Annotated in this window: 15 protein-coding genes and 1 pseudogene; 11 read left to right on the top strand and 5 right to left on the bottom strand. The window is 48.7% G+C overall.

Annotation, left to right across the window (positions count from 1 at the left end; all coding sequences use genetic code 11):
• From AZ66_RS16920 to AZ66_RS16875, 10 genes and pseudogenes are all read left to right on the top strand, one after another.
• Positions 1–619, top strand: a pseudogene (locus AZ66_RS16920) (Gfo/Idh/MocA family protein); the annotation flags it as partial.
• 67 nt (positions 620–686) lie between these two features.
• Positions 687–1,559: a sugar phosphate isomerase/epimerase family protein gene (locus AZ66_RS16915; RefSeq protein ID WP_044355902.1), complete on the top strand. Its 873-nt coding sequence runs from the start codon at positions 687–689 to the stop codon at positions 1,557–1,559.
• A 430-nt stretch (positions 1,560–1,989) separates the two neighbouring features.
• Positions 1,990–2,253: an acyl carrier protein gene (locus tag AZ66_RS16910; protein ID WP_021261941.1), complete on the top strand. Its 264-nt coding sequence runs from the start codon at positions 1,990–1,992 to the stop codon at positions 2,251–2,253.
• Positions 2,246–3,706 carry a hypothetical protein gene (locus AZ66_RS16905; protein WP_044355901.1) on the top strand — a complete coding sequence of 487 codons (1,461 nt, stop codon included), beginning with the start codon at positions 2,246–2,248 and terminating at the stop codon, positions 3,704–3,706. The genes AZ66_RS16910 and AZ66_RS16905 overlap by 8 nt, the downstream gene beginning before the upstream one ends.
• A 31-nt stretch (positions 3,707–3,737) precedes the next feature.
• Complete coding sequence (locus AZ66_RS16900) at positions 3,738–4,922, top strand: hypothetical protein (RefSeq protein WP_231586910.1); 1,185 nt, start codon at positions 3,738–3,740, stop codon at positions 4,920–4,922.
• Entirely contained in the window at positions 4,919–6,094 is a 1,176-nt protein-coding gene (locus AZ66_RS16895; protein WP_044355900.1) for a radical SAM protein, read from the top strand. The genes AZ66_RS16900 and AZ66_RS16895 overlap by 4 nt, the downstream gene beginning before the upstream one ends.
• A 26-nt stretch (positions 6,095–6,120) precedes the next feature.
• Complete coding sequence (locus AZ66_RS16890) at positions 6,121–7,176, top strand: ABC transporter ATP-binding protein (protein ID WP_044355899.1); 1,056 nt, start codon at positions 6,121–6,123, stop codon at positions 7,174–7,176.
• Positions 7,133–8,044 (top strand): ABC transporter permease, encoded by a 912-nt coding sequence (locus tag AZ66_RS16885; protein WP_082061629.1) that lies wholly within the window; start codon positions 7,133–7,135, stop codon positions 8,042–8,044. The genes AZ66_RS16890 and AZ66_RS16885 overlap by 44 nt, the downstream gene beginning before the upstream one ends.
• A gap of 7 nt (positions 8,045–8,051) precedes the next feature.
• Positions 8,052–8,891, top strand: a complete 840-nt coding sequence (locus AZ66_RS16880) for an ABC transporter permease (RefSeq protein ID WP_044355898.1) — start codon at positions 8,052–8,054, stop codon at positions 8,889–8,891.
• A gap of 71 nt (positions 8,892–8,962) precedes the next feature.
• The gene (locus tag AZ66_RS16875) at positions 8,963–9,994 is read left to right on the top strand and encodes a hypothetical protein (protein ID WP_044355897.1); all 1,032 of its coding nucleotides are present in this window, start codon (positions 8,963–8,965) and stop codon (positions 9,992–9,994) included.
• A 171-nt stretch (positions 9,995–10,165) separates the two neighbouring features.
• Here AZ66_RS16875 and AZ66_RS16870 read toward each other — a convergent pair whose 3' ends face one another.
• Positions 10,166–11,794 carry a hypothetical protein gene (locus tag AZ66_RS16870; protein ID WP_044355896.1) on the bottom strand — a complete coding sequence of 543 codons (1,629 nt, stop codon included), beginning with the start codon at positions 11,792–11,794 and terminating at the stop codon, positions 10,166–10,168.
• Positions 11,795–12,002: 208 nt separating this feature from the next.
• Between AZ66_RS16870 and AZ66_RS16865 the strand changes: the two genes are divergently transcribed.
• Entirely contained in the window at positions 12,003–13,751 is a 1,749-nt protein-coding gene (locus AZ66_RS16865) for a protoglobin domain-containing protein (RefSeq protein WP_044355895.1), read from the top strand.
• A 277-nt stretch (positions 13,752–14,028) separates the two neighbouring features.
• On the opposite strand, the gene AZ66_RS16860 is transcribed toward AZ66_RS16865, so the two are convergent.
• From AZ66_RS16860 to AZ66_RS16845, 4 genes are all read right to left on the bottom strand, one after another.
• On the bottom strand, positions 14,029–15,672 hold the full coding sequence (locus tag AZ66_RS16860; RefSeq protein ID WP_044355894.1) for a DUF4179 domain-containing protein: 1,644 nt from the start codon (positions 15,670–15,672) through the stop codon (positions 14,029–14,031).
• Complete coding sequence (locus AZ66_RS16855) at positions 15,647–16,216, bottom strand: RNA polymerase sigma factor (protein WP_044355893.1); 570 nt, start codon at positions 16,214–16,216, stop codon at positions 15,647–15,649. Before AZ66_RS16855 ends, AZ66_RS16860 begins: the two co-directional genes overlap by 26 nt.
• A gap of 222 nt (positions 16,217–16,438) precedes the next feature.
• Positions 16,439–16,849, bottom strand: a complete 411-nt coding sequence (locus AZ66_RS16850; protein WP_044355892.1) for a YjdF family protein — start codon at positions 16,847–16,849, stop codon at positions 16,439–16,441.
• Between the two features lie 475 nt (positions 16,850–17,324).
• Positions 17,325–17,918, bottom strand: coding sequence for a TIGR00730 family Rossman fold protein (locus tag AZ66_RS16845; protein ID WP_044355891.1), 594 nt, complete (start codon positions 17,916–17,918; stop codon positions 17,325–17,327).
• Between the last annotated feature and the right edge of the window lie 79 nt (positions 17,919–17,997).

The following is a 17,997-nucleotide window of genomic DNA, read 5'->3' as shown; positions in this document are numbered from 1 at the left end:
AAGGCATCCTGCATTCGCCGTCTTGGCAACCCAGGCGGCTGGGTTCAGCGATAAGGAACGCTCTGGCGGCGGACCGCTGATCGATATCGGCGTTCACGTAATCGACCTGTGCTGGTACTTGATGGGCAAGCCGAAGGTGAAATCAGTTAGCGGCAATGCGTATTATAAGCTTGGCAATCGCAACCACATCGAGCACTTGGACTTCTATAAGGCAGCGGATTATGACGGTGGCAAGGCGAACACGGTTGAGGATATGGCAAATGCGCTTATCCGCTTTGAAAATGGTGCATCCCTTGCGGTGGACTGCAGCTTCTCGCTTCATGTGCAGAAGGATGATATGTATGTAAAATTGTTCGGCGACAAGGGTGGCGCTGAAGTAGAGCCTGAGTTGAAGATCATTGGCGAGAAGCATAACACAATCTTGAACATGACGCCGCAAATCGATCATCTGACATTTGACTTCAACAATGGCTTCCAAGGCGAAGTCGATCATTTCATCGATTGTGTGCAAGGTCGCACAGAGACGATCTGCCCAGCAGAGGATGGCGTAGAAATGATGAAGATTTTGTGCGGCATTTATGAGTCTAGCACCAAAGGAACAGAAGTTGTTTATTCCTAAGAAAAGTCAAAGCGATTAATGAAAATGCAGCCGTTGCAGTACCATTATGATCGAAGGAGCGAATACCATGACGATAATTACGAACCCTATCGGAGTCATTACAGATAGCTTCCGCATTCCTGTAAGGGAAGCATTGGTGAAAGCTAAGGAAGTGGGCGCTGACGGTGTCCAAATCTATGCGGTTAGCGGAGAAATGGATCCGGCAAACCTGTCGCCTCAAGCACGTAAAGAAATGCGCAGTTATATTGAATCACTCGGTCTGCACATATCTGCATTGTGCGGTGACTTGGGCGGACACGGCTTCCAAGACAAGGAGGCGAATCCGGCTAAGGTGGAGAAGTCCAAGCGTATTCTGGACTTGGCTCTTGATCTGGGAACCAATGTGGTAACGACGCATATCGGTATCGTGCCGCATGAGCAGAATTACATTTTCGAAGCGATGCAGCAATCTTGTGAGGAGTTGAGCCAATATGCGAACAGCCTTGGCGCACACTTCGCTATTGAGACGGGACCAGAGCCTGCTGCACACTTGAAGTCTTTCCTCGATACATTGACTGGCAAAGGGGTAGCTGTCAACTTCGACCCTGCGAATATGGTCATGGTTACAGGGGATGATCCGGTACAAGGCGTTCACACGTTGAAAGATTATATCGTGCATACGCACGTGAAGGACGGCGTGAGACTGCGTGAGGTTGATCCACGTACCGTATACGGCATGTTGGGGTTCGAGCCAATGTCGCATGAGAAGATTGCGGAAATGGCAACGAGCGGTCCATTCGAAGAGTTGCCGCTTGGCGAAGGCAAGGTTGACTTCGATGCATACTTCCAAGCGCTCGTTGATATCGGCTACAAAGGCTATTTAACGATTGAGCGTGAAGCAGGCGCAACACCAGAAGTAGACATCCGCAAGGCCGTGGAATTTATTAAGCGTTATAGATAAGAAGTTAATAATAAGTAAATAGAAGAAATGAGCATCTTTTTAGTGGACATAGTAAACGTATTTAAAGCGATTATTATAAGAAGCTATGAAGGTGCTTTTTTTATCGATGAATCGTACTATCAAACGGCTTTAGTAAATATCGGGCTGCTATTTCAATTGAATTATGTAAGTAACCCAACAGGCTCGAGCAATCGCGAATATATGGGACTCTAAGTCAAGGTGCAGTTGAGCTTATCAATTAGAAAAATACATTTCAACATGCTTATAAATTCTGAACATAGCGTACAGATGAGAATTGATATAAATGCGTGTGAATTTGAAAATTTACATAAAATTAAGAGAAAAAGAGTTATATTTTTACATTGCTTCCTCTTATAATGATTAAGATTAAGGTTCTAGATATCTAGTTATATGGAATAGGAGTGGTTATGTGAACGCGATCAAAAAGTTGGCACGCATGGTGGGCGAAGTGAAGGAAGATGCATCTTGGGAGCTGAAGCTTACTCCCGGAACGAACCTGATTGATGAGGTGGGCCTCGATTCGCTTCAACTGATTCAGCTCATGTTGAAGGTAGAGGAGCAGTTCAACGTGCAAATGGATTTTGAGCGGTTCGATTACGAGCACTTGCAGACGGCTCGGGCCTTCTTAGGATTTCTGGAATCACTTGGCGCTGAGGTGCAGCTGCATGCGTAGTCCTCTCCCGGAGGAACTGCTGCTTAGATCAATGCCGCTCTATGATGGGCCGCGTCTTGTCATGGGCATGTTTGATGCAGAAGCCTATTGGCGCCCTTCCGAGCTGGCGAAGCTGCCATCTCTTCGGCCAGTACAAGAGCACGCTGCTGTCGATTATATGGACGAGCTTCTGTTCCCATTGTGCGGGGAAAATGGCATCGCCGTGACCCGTCATCCACGGAATGCGGCTCAAGCAGTCTATTTGCATGATTCAGGATTTCATTTCCGTTCGTTGACATGCAGCAACGCTCAGACGAACGGGAACGAGCAAAGGAATAAGGATGTATTCCAACTCGTATCGGAACAATGCACAGAGCCGAAATGGAAGAGATTGATGCAGGAACTCCCTCTTGCAGCTTATGCGGTCATTCCTTCTGTGGAGGAGCTTGCCCAGAAGTATGGTCTGGACAGCGCAATTCCTGATGCGGAAGCCGTTAAAGAGGTGAATTCGAAGGCGTATTCGCTTCGTCTCGCGCAGCAATTAGATATGAACCCTCCAGGCAGGTTCGCAGAGGGAACGGATGCCGTGCAGCAGATTGGTGCTGAATTGCTCAATCGCCACGGCAAGCTCATCTTGAAGGATCCCTACGGGGTATCAGGTAGCGGAAATCTAGTCGTCGACGCTCCGGCACTTCTTACTCGCCTCATTGATTATCTACGTGCACAGGAGCGGGCAGGCAAGCAGGTACAGTTGATCGTTGAGCCCTGGCTGAATAAGCAGGCGGACTTCTCTTGCCAATTGTATATCGCATCGAACGGATCGGCGGAACTGCTGGGCGTGCAGCGAATGGTGAATAGACAGCTGAATTATGGCGGTTCGTATGCAGCGGATGCATATTTAGTGAACCGATTAGCAGAAGTAGGTTACTTCGAACAAATGGAACGGTTGGCCGCTCAGATGTATATTGACGGATATTTCGGGCCCGTATGCGTCGACTCTATGCTGCTGGACAACGGTGAAGTGTATCCAGTAGTGGAGATTAACGCCCGACATTCCATGGGAATGCTTAACCATTGCTTAGACGCCCACTTGGAACGCTGGGGGCAGCGCAGCTTCTTGACCTGTCTTCAGCTTGGGCTCCCTGAACGGGAGCAGCAATCGAGTATGCAACTTAGGAGCATAGTAGAAGAAAACGCAAGAACCGCAGGAACCGCCGATCAAGATTTGTCTAGCTCCAGCGCTCAATTCGAGCAATTGTTGACAGAGTTGGATGAACTAGAACTGTTATACACGTCGGAACGTCGTACGGGCGTGATGCCATTGTCTGCAAACACGCTCTTCTCACCAACCATTCATAACCGCTCAGGACGCTGGTATGTGTCACTTGTTGCGGATAACGCTGCCGAGAGTGAGTCGTTAGGCAGTCAGCTTCATCAAGCGCTTTTGTCATTCGGCTACCGGATTTATTCATAGATAAGATGGAACAGCATCGATCGTAAGGTAGGTGTTCACACTGCTAAATACCTCACTCATTACCATTCTGACCTCGGGAAATTCGCTTGGCGCTTATGTACCGGGCATTCGGCTTGTAGAACAGCTCAGGCGGCGCGGGATCCTAGCAGAAGCCGAAGTGCTGGAGCGTCTATTCCCGGAGGAGACACGCCACAACATGATTCGTACGAAGCAGCTATTTCACAATAGCTTCGAGGCAGCCAAGATGGGAACCCGGATGGCGCGAGATATTGGTCTGACGCTGGATGAGGCGGCCGTAGCGAATCTGCTTCAGCGATGGAGGGATGAGGGAAGGTCAGCCTTCCTTGCTGTGACAGGGTTCTGGATACCTGTTCTGCAGCGATATGAGAAGATGATGCATCCTGAACCAATACGCGTAGAGTTCTTACGGCTGGATGCAGTCGATACGCCATCCTATCGTCCATATGAAGATGTATATCCCCGCTATCGCCATCATTGGCTGTACCGACTGGGGAGAGAAGGTACAAGCGAACTTCATGCCAAATTGGCCATGTCGGATACAGAATTCGTTCCCTATCCAGAACGCGAGAGACGGATTGTCGTTCACGGAGGTGGCTGGGGGATCGGTACTTATCGGAGCAAGATTGCGAATCTCCAGCGCCATTACTCACTTGCCATCGTGGCATATCATTCGGAGGAAGTACAAGATGCGCTGCCATGCGACCGAATCTATATGACCGATCCGAATTGGCACCCGTGGCTGGAGGAATCACTGTTGTATGATCGGACTATTCAAGCTGCTCCAACCAATCAAGCTGCACCAACCAATCAGACTGCTCAATCCACTCTAACCAATCAAATTGATACTGCTTATCCGCCAATGGCCGAATGGAAACGGAATGAACCGCTAACCTACGAACGGGGAACGAACGGGCCGCTGCTGTATGATGTGATTCGAAACAGCTTGGCCATTGTCAGCAAGCCCGGTGGCGGAACACTCATCGATTCACTGTCATCCGCCACCCCGCTAATTTACCTTGAGCCATTCGGCGAACACGAACGGGCAAATGCAGAGCTATGGGAACAACTCGGCTTCGGCATTTCCTATGAACGCTGGCTAGAGGCGGATTGTTCTTGGGAAATGCTGCATGAGCTGCACCATCATTTAAAAAGCAAAACGCTTTCACTATCTGATTTCGGAGGGATGTATGCATGATGCAACCGAAGACAAGTGCGACGTTAACGCGGACAGAGTTCCGTTCCTTGAAGCAGACGCTTCATAATATGAGCACGGGAAGCCGAGGCCTGAAGGAGGATCCTTCCTTCGCCTTTGATCTGCCAAGGGATATTGGCATTAAATTGAACAATGGCTGCAATTTACGTTGCAAGCACTGCTTCGAGTGGAATCCCGATGGTTACCATCATGAATTAGAGCGTCAGGAAGCCCGAAGAGAAATCGAATTCTCGTTAATCGAGAAAATATTCGAAGAAACTAGACCTTACCGCTCGCGCATGTTCCTGTGGGGCGGTGAGCCGCTCATGTACTCGAAGCTGGATGAACTGTGCGAGCTGCTGGCGACAGATCCTCGCATTGCGACGATCTGCACGAATGCGGTTCTGGTCGAGCAGAAGCTGGAATCGCTGCTTAAGCTGCCGGAGGGTGTCACGCTGCTGGCTAGTCTGGAAGGGTTCGAGGAGGAGAATGATGCGATTCGCGGACGAGGGATCTTCCAGAAGGTAATGGCAGCCATACAGCTGTTGCTGGATAAGAAGCGTTCGGGTGAGTTCAAGGGGGATGTATCGATCAGCCTGACGATCAATGACGCGATGGTAACTCGCCTGTACGAGTTCATGGAATATTTCGAAGAAGTGGGGGTCAATTCCGTTTATTTTGTCTTCCCATGGTATATTCCAGAGGCTGTCGCAGAGCGAATGGATACGTACTTTGCTGAGCATTTCGGGTGGCTGGAAGCGGCCCACGATCCGATGAAGAAGAGCTGGCATTCGTTCACATATCATTTGTCACCGGAGAACTTAGAGCCGCTGCTTGCGGAGATGGAGAAATTGCGTTCACGCGTCTGGAATAATCGCATTCGTTTTCAACCTGCATTAGAAGCTGAAGAGGTACGAGAGTTCATTATCGGCACTGAGCGTCCGGGCATGCGCCGGAAGGAGTGTCTGGCCTTATCTACACGTATGGATGTGCTGCCTAACGGCAAGGTGAATCCATGCAAGTTCTTCCCGGAATTCACGATTGCAGATTTGCGTGATTCCAGTTTGAAAGAAGTCTTCCACGGAGAGAGCTACAACAAGCAGCGCGAAGTATTGTCTTGCGGATTAACGCCGGTATGCTCGAAGTGCGTGCTTCTGTACAACAATGGCGCTTAAACGCTGACGGAAAGGAGAAGGCTCCCATGAGTGCGATTACGGTTAGAGGATTAAGCAAGACATTCGCCTATTACCGCAAGCAGAGCGGCCTAACACATTCCATTCGGAATCTATTTCATCGGGAACAGTTGTACCGTCATGCCGTTTCTTCTATCTCATTTGAGATTGAGCAGGGGGAAGCGGTCGGATTCATTGGTCCGAATGGGGCGGGGAAGACCACCACGCTGAAGATGTTGTCTGGTATCTTGCATCCAACGGATGGGGAAGCACGTGTACTCGGCTACGTGCCGTGGGAGCGCCAGCAAGCGTTCAAGCGCCGCTTCGCAATTGTTATGGGGCAGAAGAGTCAGCTGTGGTGGGATTTGCCGGCGAATGAATCGATTTATTTGAACAAATGCATCTATGGCGTGGACGATCTGGAGTACCGCAAAACGCTGGATGAGCTTGCTGAAATGCTAGACGTTACGCATTTGCTAGGTGTGCAGGTGCGGCGATTATCGCTAGGTGAACGGATGAAGATGGAGATGATTGCGGCGCTTATTCATCGGCCCCAATTACTGTTCCTTGACGAACCTACGCTCGGCCTCGATTTTGCCGCACAACAAAATGTTCGCCAGTTCCTAAAGGCCTACAAGGAGGAGAAGAAAGCGACAATCCTCTTAACAAGCCATTACATGCGTGACATCGAGCATGTATGCAGCAGGGCGCTCGTGATTCATAGCGGAGAAATTGCCTATGATGGGGAGCTTGCGCGGATGAGCGGATCATTCGGACGGCGCAAGCGAATGAAAGTACGATTTACTGCATTCGTTCCGCCTGAGCACCTGCAAGACCTTGTTCGTCTTCTTGCCGAGGTGCGGGAGCATCAAGGAATGTCGGCTGAATTGGAAGTGGCAGCGGATGAGGTGAAGCCGCTGGCACGATTGCTGCTGGATCATGATCTCGTTGAAGACTGGACGGTCGAGGACGTTCCAATCGAGGAAGTCATCGAACAACTATATGAAGCAAAATGTGCAGAACGAGAAGGGGAAGAGACGGATGGGGAAGCTTCCGGAGCAGAACGACATGCAGCAGAAGGATAAACCTAATGAGGATGGCCCTAATCAACGGGGCGACGATAGGGTGGAATCAACATCCAATCGGCGGAAGGGCGGCAAGTATGCTGCCGCCTTCGGGATCGGATTTCAATCTTCGCTCGAATACAGGTTCCAGTTCATCATTGGACTCATCAGTCTCTTCTTTCCGATCGGCATTCAGTCCCTGATCTGGAGCGCGGTGTACCGCAATTCGGAGCAGCACACACTTTACGGATATGACTACGGACAAATGATCCTGTATACGATTCTATCCGGTCTTATTGCGAAGTTCGTCATGACACAGCTGGAACACACAATCGCCGAAGACATTAAGAGCGGCGGTCTGAACGCTTATTTAATTCGCCCCATTAGTTACTTCTGGTATCGGGTATCAGCTTATGCAGGGAGCCGCGTCGTGACGGACAGTATCCTGCTCGGCTTAGTTGCAGCCGTACTGTTTGCCGCTTCCCGTTATGGCCATGCTGTGCTGTCTTCAAGCCGCATCGCTTTATTTGCTGCTGCGCTTTTGCTTGCGGCAGCCGTACAGTTTCTACTCTCCTACGCCATATGCGCCTTAGCGTTTCGTCTTGCAGAGATCTCGTACTTCTTTGTGATCACAGGTCTTATTGTACAAATTCTAAGCGGCGGCATCGTACCGCTTGAGGTATTCGGCGATACGCTTAATGGATGGTTCAATTTGCTCCCGTTCAAGTACACCATTTACTTCCCGGTCAATGTGCTGAACGGTCGATTGAGCGAGGGAGAAGCGTTAACGGGACTGCTTATCCAATGCGGCTGGATCGCTCTGCTTGCAGGAGCAGCACACCTCGCTTGGCGAGCCGGGCTTAAGCGGTACATCGGGCTGGGAGGTTGAAGATGGGATGAGAACAAAGTGGTACTCGTTATCTTGGTGTCGTTCTTGGGCTGACGGTGTGAGAAGTTACTTGCGTTTATACGGCGTGTTCGTAAAGAATTGCCTCGCTGCAAGCATGGAATATCGATTCAACTTCTGGATGGGCATTGCCGTGGAGATCGCCTTCCTCTGTGCTAAGGCCTTATATATTCTAATTGTGTATCAGACCGATCTGCATATCGGAAGCTTGACGCCAGATCATATTCTGCTGTTCATTGGCACTTATACGATGATGACAGGGCTCTACATGGGATTGTTCTATGTGAATTTCATTCGATTGCAGCAATATGTACGCGACGGTACGCTTGATCTAATGTTGACGAAACCAATATCGCTGCAATTTCTTGTGTCGCTGCGCTATGTCGATATTGGTCTGCCTATCCCGAATGTCATCGCCGGGGCGGTTATGATCGGCATCGGCTGGCATCGTGCAGGTCTGCCGCTGGACGGCAATATCGTTGGCTTCTTTGCCTTGCTGTTATCTGCGCTGCTTGTCACGTATGGCATCATGCTGCTGCCTGCGCTGCTTGCGTTCCGTTTCGTTCAGACTGGTGCGGTGACCGAGATTGCCCATTCGATTTGGGACGCGAACAATATGCCATTAGATATATTCCCACGGTGGCTGCAGCGTATCGGCGTGTACGTGATTCCAATTTTTCTAATTAGCAACTATGCTCCGAAGTTTGTGCTTCATGAGCTGGCCGCATGGGATATAGTGTGGGCTATTGCAGCACCGATCCTGCTGCTTCTCATAACGAGATGGTGCTGGAAGCGGGCAGTAGTTGGATATAGCAGCGCTGGAAGCTAGACGAGGAACGGATTCGTGTGGAAGGTAGGAAGAACATGAAGGATGGAAGTAACGAAGGAAGGTGAGGTCGAATGGCTGAGACTGAACAGGCACAGACGTTAGTGAAAGAAAGACAGCGCTATGAAGAAGGCTTCCTCGATTGTCGGAATGTTCAAGTATCGATTGCGCTGCAGAAGTGGGGAGTTCCCGTTGAGCTGTTGTACTACAATGCATGGGAGAGCACGAGCTCGATTTATGAGCACTTATATGTAAATAAGAAGCTTCCATGGTTATATGAATCCCCGTGCCTTGTCCCGTCTGAACTGGGGCTAATCGGAGTCGCCTATGATGAAGTGCAGTATGCGACATATGAAGATGCCGATACCATTTTGCAAGACGTCGACTATTCAGAACAAGCGGCCTTTCTCTGGATCGTATGCGGTGAGTCGCCATATGTGAAGCCAGGATTCTACGGGCATCCGGAATCGGTTCATTCGGTGTGGGTTCAGGGCCTAAGCACGTCTAGCCTAGACTCTGAGCTGGACAATTGCACAGCCGGAGCAGGTTACTGGGTGCGTGATACTTATCCCGAATTCGAAGGATTCGTACCAGAGACTGACTTCCGTCGAATGGTAGACAGTCCTTATGTACATCTAGAAGATAGACAGGTGTTCCTTGTACGCCGGCCCGAGCGGAATGATTCAGTAGATAAGAAGCAGATCATGGAGCGTTTCCTAGAGCGTCAGCGTGGGCTTCATGACGATGCAGCGTTCTTTGATATGATCTGCCGGACGGTGAATCAGCCGGAGCCGGAATTCTTCCCAGAATGGAAGGAACTGTACGACTGTCATTCTCATGCGTTCAAATTTCTTGCAGGTTCCCGTTATGCTTACTCCTGCTTCGCAGAGAGCTTAGTGTCAAGTGAATATCCTTGGGTACAACTGCTGCGAGACATTGCCCGCAGGGCGGATAAGTTGAAGAACGTGTTCTTAATGGCTGCACAAAGCGGTCGTGTGGATGGCCAGGTCGTTCATCGGATGTGCGCGGAATTGCACAGACTCGAACAAGAGTGGTTCGTAAGCGGCCATGTAGAGCTTGGACGAGAGGCCCAGCTTCAGAGATAGAACCGAACTGCCCGCTGATGAATGTAGGATGACGGAGGGGTAGTCCAAGTAGTCCAGTCCAAGTCCCAAACAACCAATAAGCATGCAAAAGGGGCAGCATATGCTGCCCCTTTATTCATTGTTAGGATAAGGATGATTTCAGACCGTTCTATAATTATTATTCGATAACACTTACGCAAGCGGCTTCGGACTTGTCATCGACAGCAGTTCCTGCATGTTTGACTTTCTTGCATCTCCAAGTGTGCTGCCGATCAGATTCGTAAATCCGTCAATGGTAGCCATCCGTCCGTTGTAACGTTGGAAATACTTGTGCCAGACGATGTCCAGCGCTTCGGTGCCGCTCTTCTGCACCCATTGCACCATTAGGGCAGCGCCCTTGACGCGGTAGAGCAGTTCAGAATATTGGCCGACATGGAACGCGGGAGTCGTTACCTGCTTCTGGAACAGTACGGCTGGCCATTGCTCGGATGGGATGACGAGGGCTCCGGCATCTGGATCCGTCCATGTATCCAGCGATGATAGATTCGGATACTGTCCGTTCCATATCGACATCGCCCAAGGTGCTCCCTCCTGTTCGTGACGATAGTATTGCGCTGCGAATTCAGATAATCCCTCTTCCAAAAACCCTTCCGTAAGCGCATTATGTCCGATCGCAAGTGAGAACCATTGCTTGGCAATCGATCGCAGCACATCCTGTGACAGCACACCTTGCTCATTACCCGCTGCACCGAGACGATTGAACAAGATTACTTCGTTCAGGCTGTCCGTCATTTCGGGGAATGGGGCTTCGGCGAATTTCCAATGCTTGATTGGCAATGTTCCAATCTTATCGGAATAGAATCCGATTGCATCCTGCAGCGCTGCTGTATACTTCTTCATCTGTTCCTCATCCGGCTGCTCAAAGGTGAATACAGACAGTTGTCCGCCACTAGGCAGATCAATCTTCGTCTCTATATATTTCGGGCTCGCGTAGAAGCCGAAATGACGGACATTCTGCACTTTCGAATGAACAATTTTCCTCTCATTCTCCACGCTCTGGTCAATCATGCTGCCCGTCATCGCGACATTCCATGAGGCAGGCATATTCAAGTGCACATCGTAATCCGCAGCATAGAAGAAGTCACTCTTATATTTCGGATTGTTCGGAACCCGGTTCCAACCTCCTTGAATCGAATCGAAGACGGCTAGCTGCGGCGTCCAGTAAGTACCGCCAACATAATCATCTGTATAGGATAACCGCTGTGCGCCATACGGGACTTGGACCTCATAATGAATGCGAATCGATACGCTCTCATTAGGAGCAAGCCCCTTGTTAAGCGTGACCGTCATCGACTGGTTTGCATGCTTAAATTGCAGTGCTTTGCCCTCTAGAGTCGTTACTTTCTTCGTCGTTATCCCCCCGAAGAACCGATCATCGATGCTATGGCTGCTATGGGCATCATCCTGAGGAGATTGATTGCGAATTTGTTCGTTGCGCTGCTTGAATTGAACAGGCATCGTTTCTGGTTTGCGGTAGCTGTCGGCGAACCAATGGAAGACTAGCTCATTAAGGTTGCGATTAAATACGTTGCGAATCGTAACGACGGCCTGCGATTGTATCGTACGGGTCTGCTCATTCCATTTGGCATTTATCTGATATTGAATCGGTGAGCTGGAGGCATTCTCCTTCTTCGCTTTGCCCTCACTCTTGCCGCCCCACGCACACCCAGCTAGCAGTTGCGCCATCAGGCAGATGATAAGCAAGGTAACAGCTAGTTTCCATCGTGTTGGACGCGGTTGGAATCGCGATGTGTTGCTCATAGGTGGTCCTCCTTCCGCCGATAAATAGGTAAGGTTGTTCATAATTGTATGTTAACTCCATTGTAGTAGATTTATAGGGAGCATATCTATTGATTTGACTTACGTTAGCTTACAGTTTTGTCATGATCAATGATATGGTACTATTACTTAGGGGGATATGCATTCTATTAATTATGGAAACATCAACAACCACTAGAGAGAGAAAGGGATGAATTCGGTGATTCTCCGAAAACCGATGTTACCTCACTCGATAACCGAATCCGATATTGTTGCATTGGATTCCCTACGAACAAAGATGAATTTCTTACAAATCACATCGAAAGATGCCGAATGTCTGCGTCGTTTGGCTCCCTACATGGAAAAGTACGCAGAAGCGATCACAGACCGCCACTATGATTTACTGTTCGGACTTCCAGAAATGAAGCGAATGATCGATCAGCACAGTACTAGGGCAAGGCTCAAGGGAACATTTATCGCCTATTTGCAATCGATCCCTCAGGTTGCATTCGATGAAGAATACGTGCGAATGAGAGAGCGAATTGGGCAGGTGCACAGCCGCATACAATTAGAGCCGGAATGGTTCATTGCCTCGTTCTTGCGCGTATATGAGTACTTGGTTCCCATCATCGTGAATGATTTCCGTTCAAATGATGCATCTGCGATCTTAATGGCGCTTCACCGGATTGTGATGCTGGATGCCCAAATTGTATTGGAATCCTATCAGTCTGCAACGGAATATCGCCTGATGGACAACAATAGCGACATTATGGAAATGTTAATTCAGTCTGATGGACTGCACACACTGTTGATCGCTGCCGAGCGATCCCTTCAAGATGTATTGGACATTCAGGCTGCTACCGAGCAATTGACAGCTTCCATCGAAGAGGTGTCCGTGCAGACGGCAGATTCTGCTACGAATACGGTGAATATGATAGCGGCGCTTCAGGAGAATCGGAAGATTGTTGAAGAGACTATCGAAGGCTTCGAGAAGATGAATGATTTGTTCTTAGATACACGCACTCGCTTTGACCAATTGCAGCGTTCCATGCAAAAGTTAACGGACGTCGTGCAGTTAATCGACACGGTCGCTGGAGAGACACAACTGCTCGCGCTGAACGCTTCGATCGAAGCAGCACGTGCTGGGGAAGAAGGACGCGGCTTCGCTGTCGTGGCTGGGGAAGTTCGCAAACTGTCTGATCAAACGAAGCAGGCCGTTCATGATGTGTATGATGTCATTGAGAGCATTCAAGGCATGGCTACAGCGGTGCAAGCGCGGACTCGGGATATGTCAGAGCAAATGGATATCCAGCATCATAAAAATAAAAGCGCTTTCGAGCAGTTGGATCGTATGATGCAATCGGTGGAAGAGGTAGGTTCTTCGGAGGATGCAATCGCTTCCATTGTCGAACAACAAGCGGATGCTACACAAGAAATTACAGCCAGCATGACTGGCATTGTGAAGAATACAGAAGAAATGATGTCTATGGCCAATGCTACCGGTCAGCATCTCTATACAACCAGCCAATCGGTTGAGACATTGCGCAAGCAATCGCTTGAATGGTTCCGTCATATCGATGATGCACAATGGATTCGAATTATGAAGACCGATCATTTACTATGGAAATGGTGCACGTATAACCGACTTCTCGGCTTCGATGAGAGTGATCCTGCTGTCATGGAGGACTTCCATCAATGCCGGCTTGGCAAATGGATTGCAGCAGAGCAGCAGCGAAGCGATTCGCCAGTGGCCCATCTCCCGCTGTTCAAGGATATGGTGGGGCAGCATGAGGTACTTCATCGCCTGGCAGGCGAAGCTGCTCGTCAGATGGATAATGGCAGCCGCGATGCAGCGACAGTATCCTATCGGCGAATGAATGAGATCTCGCAGCAGCTGTTGGCACAGTTGGATGAGCTGAGAACTCAGCTGGAGCGTCGCCCTGCAAAACAACATGCCTAATCGCAAGGGTGAGATGTAAGCGGATTTCGGTTCGGTTTATCTCGTAAGTATAAGATGAAGAGGTACTGAACGGGGATGCGGCTGGATTCTCGCTGTTGCATTACGTTGTATATAAATAATGAATAAATGAACATATATAGAAATAATAAATGTAAAATCGGGTTAGGCAACACCATGCGATACGGCACGGTGTATGCCTGACCCGATTTTTTTATGCTTGAAGATATTGAATGAAAAAGTAGATTGGATTGGAAAATTATATGATTTGTTCGACCCTCTAGAGATTACGGCTTAAATTTGGCAGTTTCATCGACCATTTGATGTTTTGGTACCTCATATCTGTCGCCGTACGGGTAATCGTCAATTTCTTGGGAATATGATTCAACCCACCAATTACCATTTCACCAGAATATTTTCGGTAAGCATCTTCCGATTCCCCATAGCTTCCAAGCAGGTATACTGTAAATTCATGCCCATGTTCATCACGAGCTGTCCACTGATCACCAGATGTTTCATTGGAGTACCTTCCCGATGCCTTCAGCCATAGTGAGGGCTTTATCCCTTCTGCCTTACTGACAAACGAATCACGAATTCCATTTACCCCGCCTATGCGAATTTCATCACCCCTTGTTTTAAAGACTGCTGGATTGGATTGCAGGTCTTTGACTTCGAGCGATATCGAATCATTCGTATAAATAGGGTAATGATAATTGTCGATTACGAGTTCAGCTTGCTCGGGCAGCTCCGTGAGCTGACCAAATGTGTAGGTGCAGGTCACGACTTTTTTGCTTTCCTCGACATCGCAGCTTGTACGCAGCGGGAATGCCGCTGGCTCGCTTGAAGATTTGTCTCTATAGTAACCACTACTCGCAATTTTCCGACCACTCTGTTCTTGCAAATAGAATCCTATTTCATGATAATAATTTTCGCTTAATCCTTCTATAGGCGGAGCAGCATTAGGAGGCAGTTGGGTCCTAAATTCAATTTGGAATGCACTCGCATGATGAATGATTCGCGTAGGCTTAATTCGGGTACCATCAGGCGCAACGTATTCCCCTTCTAACGGAATCATTTTCATTTGTTCTCTTGCCGACCTCATATCCATGCCTATTTCAAAGCTCCAATTTCCGTTTACACGCCAATCCCATCTTTTGAAATCAAAATGATCAACATTCCCCCGAATCGTGATATGATCGCCAGCAAGGGTCTCCTTTAGCCCCATGTCGATCACCAGATATTCATCCCACCACCATTTATCTTTTCTATTTTCGATACTTGTCGTTGCATTCGGATCAACGATTGACTTTCCGTTGCTGTCCAACACATCAATTGTGTCCGTTCTGAACAAATTATTCAGATCAATCCCATAAGGTCCAAGCACGCGAAGCACGATGACAAGCCTGGATGTATCCACCGCAAGTTCTTTTACCTCCAGCGTTATGCCCTTATCTCTTACGGCAACATTAACAAAGCGATGAATACCAAGCTTTTCAGCTTGTGTTAATCCTATATCCGCAGTCATACCTAGCATCGATCTCATCCAATTCGCTACAGTTGGTTGTGCGAAGACATTGGAAATGACGAGAAACAGAAAAATAACTGCCGCGATCCACTTCTTGCGCGAACGTTTTTTTCGTGTGGGCACTGGAGTAGCCATGTGTTCCAAGCTTGGCTCCTTTTCACCTATATTGCCATCATATTGATTTTTATCTGCTTCAATGGCGGCCATGATGAGATCTGTGAAAGAATCATCCAGCTTGTCCGGATAAAGAGCTTGATGCATGTCACTCTGTTCCTCCATGCATGCCTCCAAGAGATGCTGGCAGCGCGTGCACTTCTCGATATGATCCATGACGGAACCAAGCTGCCGATTCACGATCAACCCCTCCATCTGTTCATGCGTGAGGCAATTCTCTGACATACTGGCTCCCTCCTTGTTCGATGAGTTTCTTAAGTGATTGTTTAGCTCGATATAGCGCATTTTTCACTTGATGCATGGACAGATTCGTGATCTCGCCTATTTCTTCATAGGTGCACTCATTCGTATAGCGCAGCAGGATGACCATTCGCTGCGTTGGGGGCAATTGCTGAATGAACTGCCGTATATGCCGCTGGGATTCTGTTCGCAGATACAGCATTTCCGGTGTGGCCTCGTCCAGCAAGGATTCTTGTTCCCATTCGACCACTGCAAGCTGCTTGCGTTTGAATCGATCCTGATAGGTACGAACAACAATGGTATACAACCATGACGCGAAGCTTCTGCTCCGATCATGATCCGCCAGCTTGCGGTATGCCTTAATAAATGCTTCCTGCGCAATATCCTGGGCATCTTCATGAGTCGCTCCCATCCCTCGTAGCAGGCCGTACATTCGCTGCTTGTACTTATTGACTAGAATCGCGTATAAGTCCTGCCTGTCTGCAAGAATTTGCTCGATGATGTCTTTGTCTGACTCGGTGCAGCCCATGGCTCTCCTCCTTCGTCGTTGTCTGTTCATAGATATAGACGAGCCTATCACTTGCAACTTCTCATCGTAGCAACAAAGATTTTTTGCGAATTTAACGAAAAAAAAGGAGAACCGGAGTCCTCCCTCATCAATTTTATTTTCTTCTGACACGTTGCGTTCATGAACAACAATCGCCCCGGCACAGAGTAGTGCTGCGCGGGGCGATTGCGTCATAGCAGCAGATTATCTGCCTCTATGCTTCGCTTTTCGCTTTTGAATGCGAATGCTCCGTTTTTTCTCCTGCAAGGCTTCGCGCTGTTCCCGAGAATGGCATGCACGCTCCTTCTTCCTGCTCTCATAATCAAGACGCAGTGCTTCTTGGGATTGTGTTGAAATACCCCGCTGCGTCATCTCCATAGCGGCGCGTCTGGCCAGCCGCTTCGGATTGATGCGGCGCAGTGGTTCTTGAGCGTGCTCAGTTCCTTGCGTAACCCGTTCTATGAGAGGCATCATGAGTGAATCCACGAATTGCAGCACTTCAGTGTCCTTCGGCTCCGAGCCAAATACATGGCGACAAGCCTTCAGTCTTCCGTGGACCGTGTCCTCGACGACGCCGATCCAGAACGGACCTTCAAAAAATACGGTTAACTTCACATTCCATTCCCCCTTTGTCATAAAGAGTGAGGGACATCCCAAGGGGGGAAGGTTACTGATCCCGATCATTTGCATGCCGGAACGTTCGGACTACCAACCGAAAACCGTGTTTTTACACTCTTACCTGAGTATAACGCAAATGATTGGAGTTCCCAAGATGAAGATGTCATTGAAATAAGAAGCAGGTAGGAATGAAATTTAGATGGGAAAGGAGGAAGTTAGGAGTTAGAAGTGAGAAGAAATAAGCAAAAATAGAGAAATAAAAATACTGAAAGTTAGGATGGGGTGATTGGGCGGATACAGTAATTAGTTGACTTCGAGCATGCATCAGGAAGAAAACGGGGGAACCACATCCGATCTGTGGAGGAGCTCGCATTGGAGCTTCCACAGATGAACATGGATGATGAGTTGTACGAGTTGATGCGTTACCTATTTTTCGCGTATATCATGTTAGACAAGGTTGAAAAGTCAGGAGCTATTTATCGGATTCAGAATCCAGCTGGCTCCATTTGTTGCCGAATACTGGCGGTGTATATTGAAGCAGCTTCTCAACGAGCTCTGCAGGGTCAGCAGAAGCGAGGATGAGCAATTCATGCTCTTGCTTAACAAATCCTGCTTGGATGGAGTGCCGAACCATTTCCAGCATAGGTGTGAAATACCCTTCCACATTCAGTACGCCGATTGGCTTCTGATGAATGCCGATTTGCGCCCAGCTAATGACCTCGAACAGCTCTTCAAATGTTCCGAATCCGCCTGGCAGCGAGATAAATCCGTCAGACAGATCGATCATCGTTTTTTTGCGTTCATGCATATCTTTTACTTCAATGAGCTCAGTCAAGTTGGTATGTACAACTTCACCTCGGAACAATCCGCGAGGCATAACGCCTGTTACCTTGCCGCCAAGGCGCAGCACTTCATTGGCTACTTCCCCCATGAGACCGACTTTGGAGCCGCCGTATACAAGTTCAATGTTCTTCTCAGCAAGTACACGGCCTAGAGCTTGCGCGCTAGAGGCGAAGTTGGGGTGCGTCCCCAAGTTGGATCCGGAATACACACATAATCTTTTCACGAGTAATGCCTCCTCATCTGGTATACTTCATTAAGTATAGACATCATTGGTTAGGAAAGGAAGTTAATTTACAATGGAG

The organism is Paenibacillus sp. E194, assembly GCF_000935845.1.
GTDB classification, from domain to species: domain Bacteria; phylum Bacillota; class Bacilli; order Paenibacillales; family Paenibacillaceae; genus Paenibacillus_B; species Paenibacillus_B alvei_B.
The sequence above is the reverse complement of the archived record's forward strand: the minus strand, read 5'-3'. Positions and strand labels throughout refer to the sequence as shown.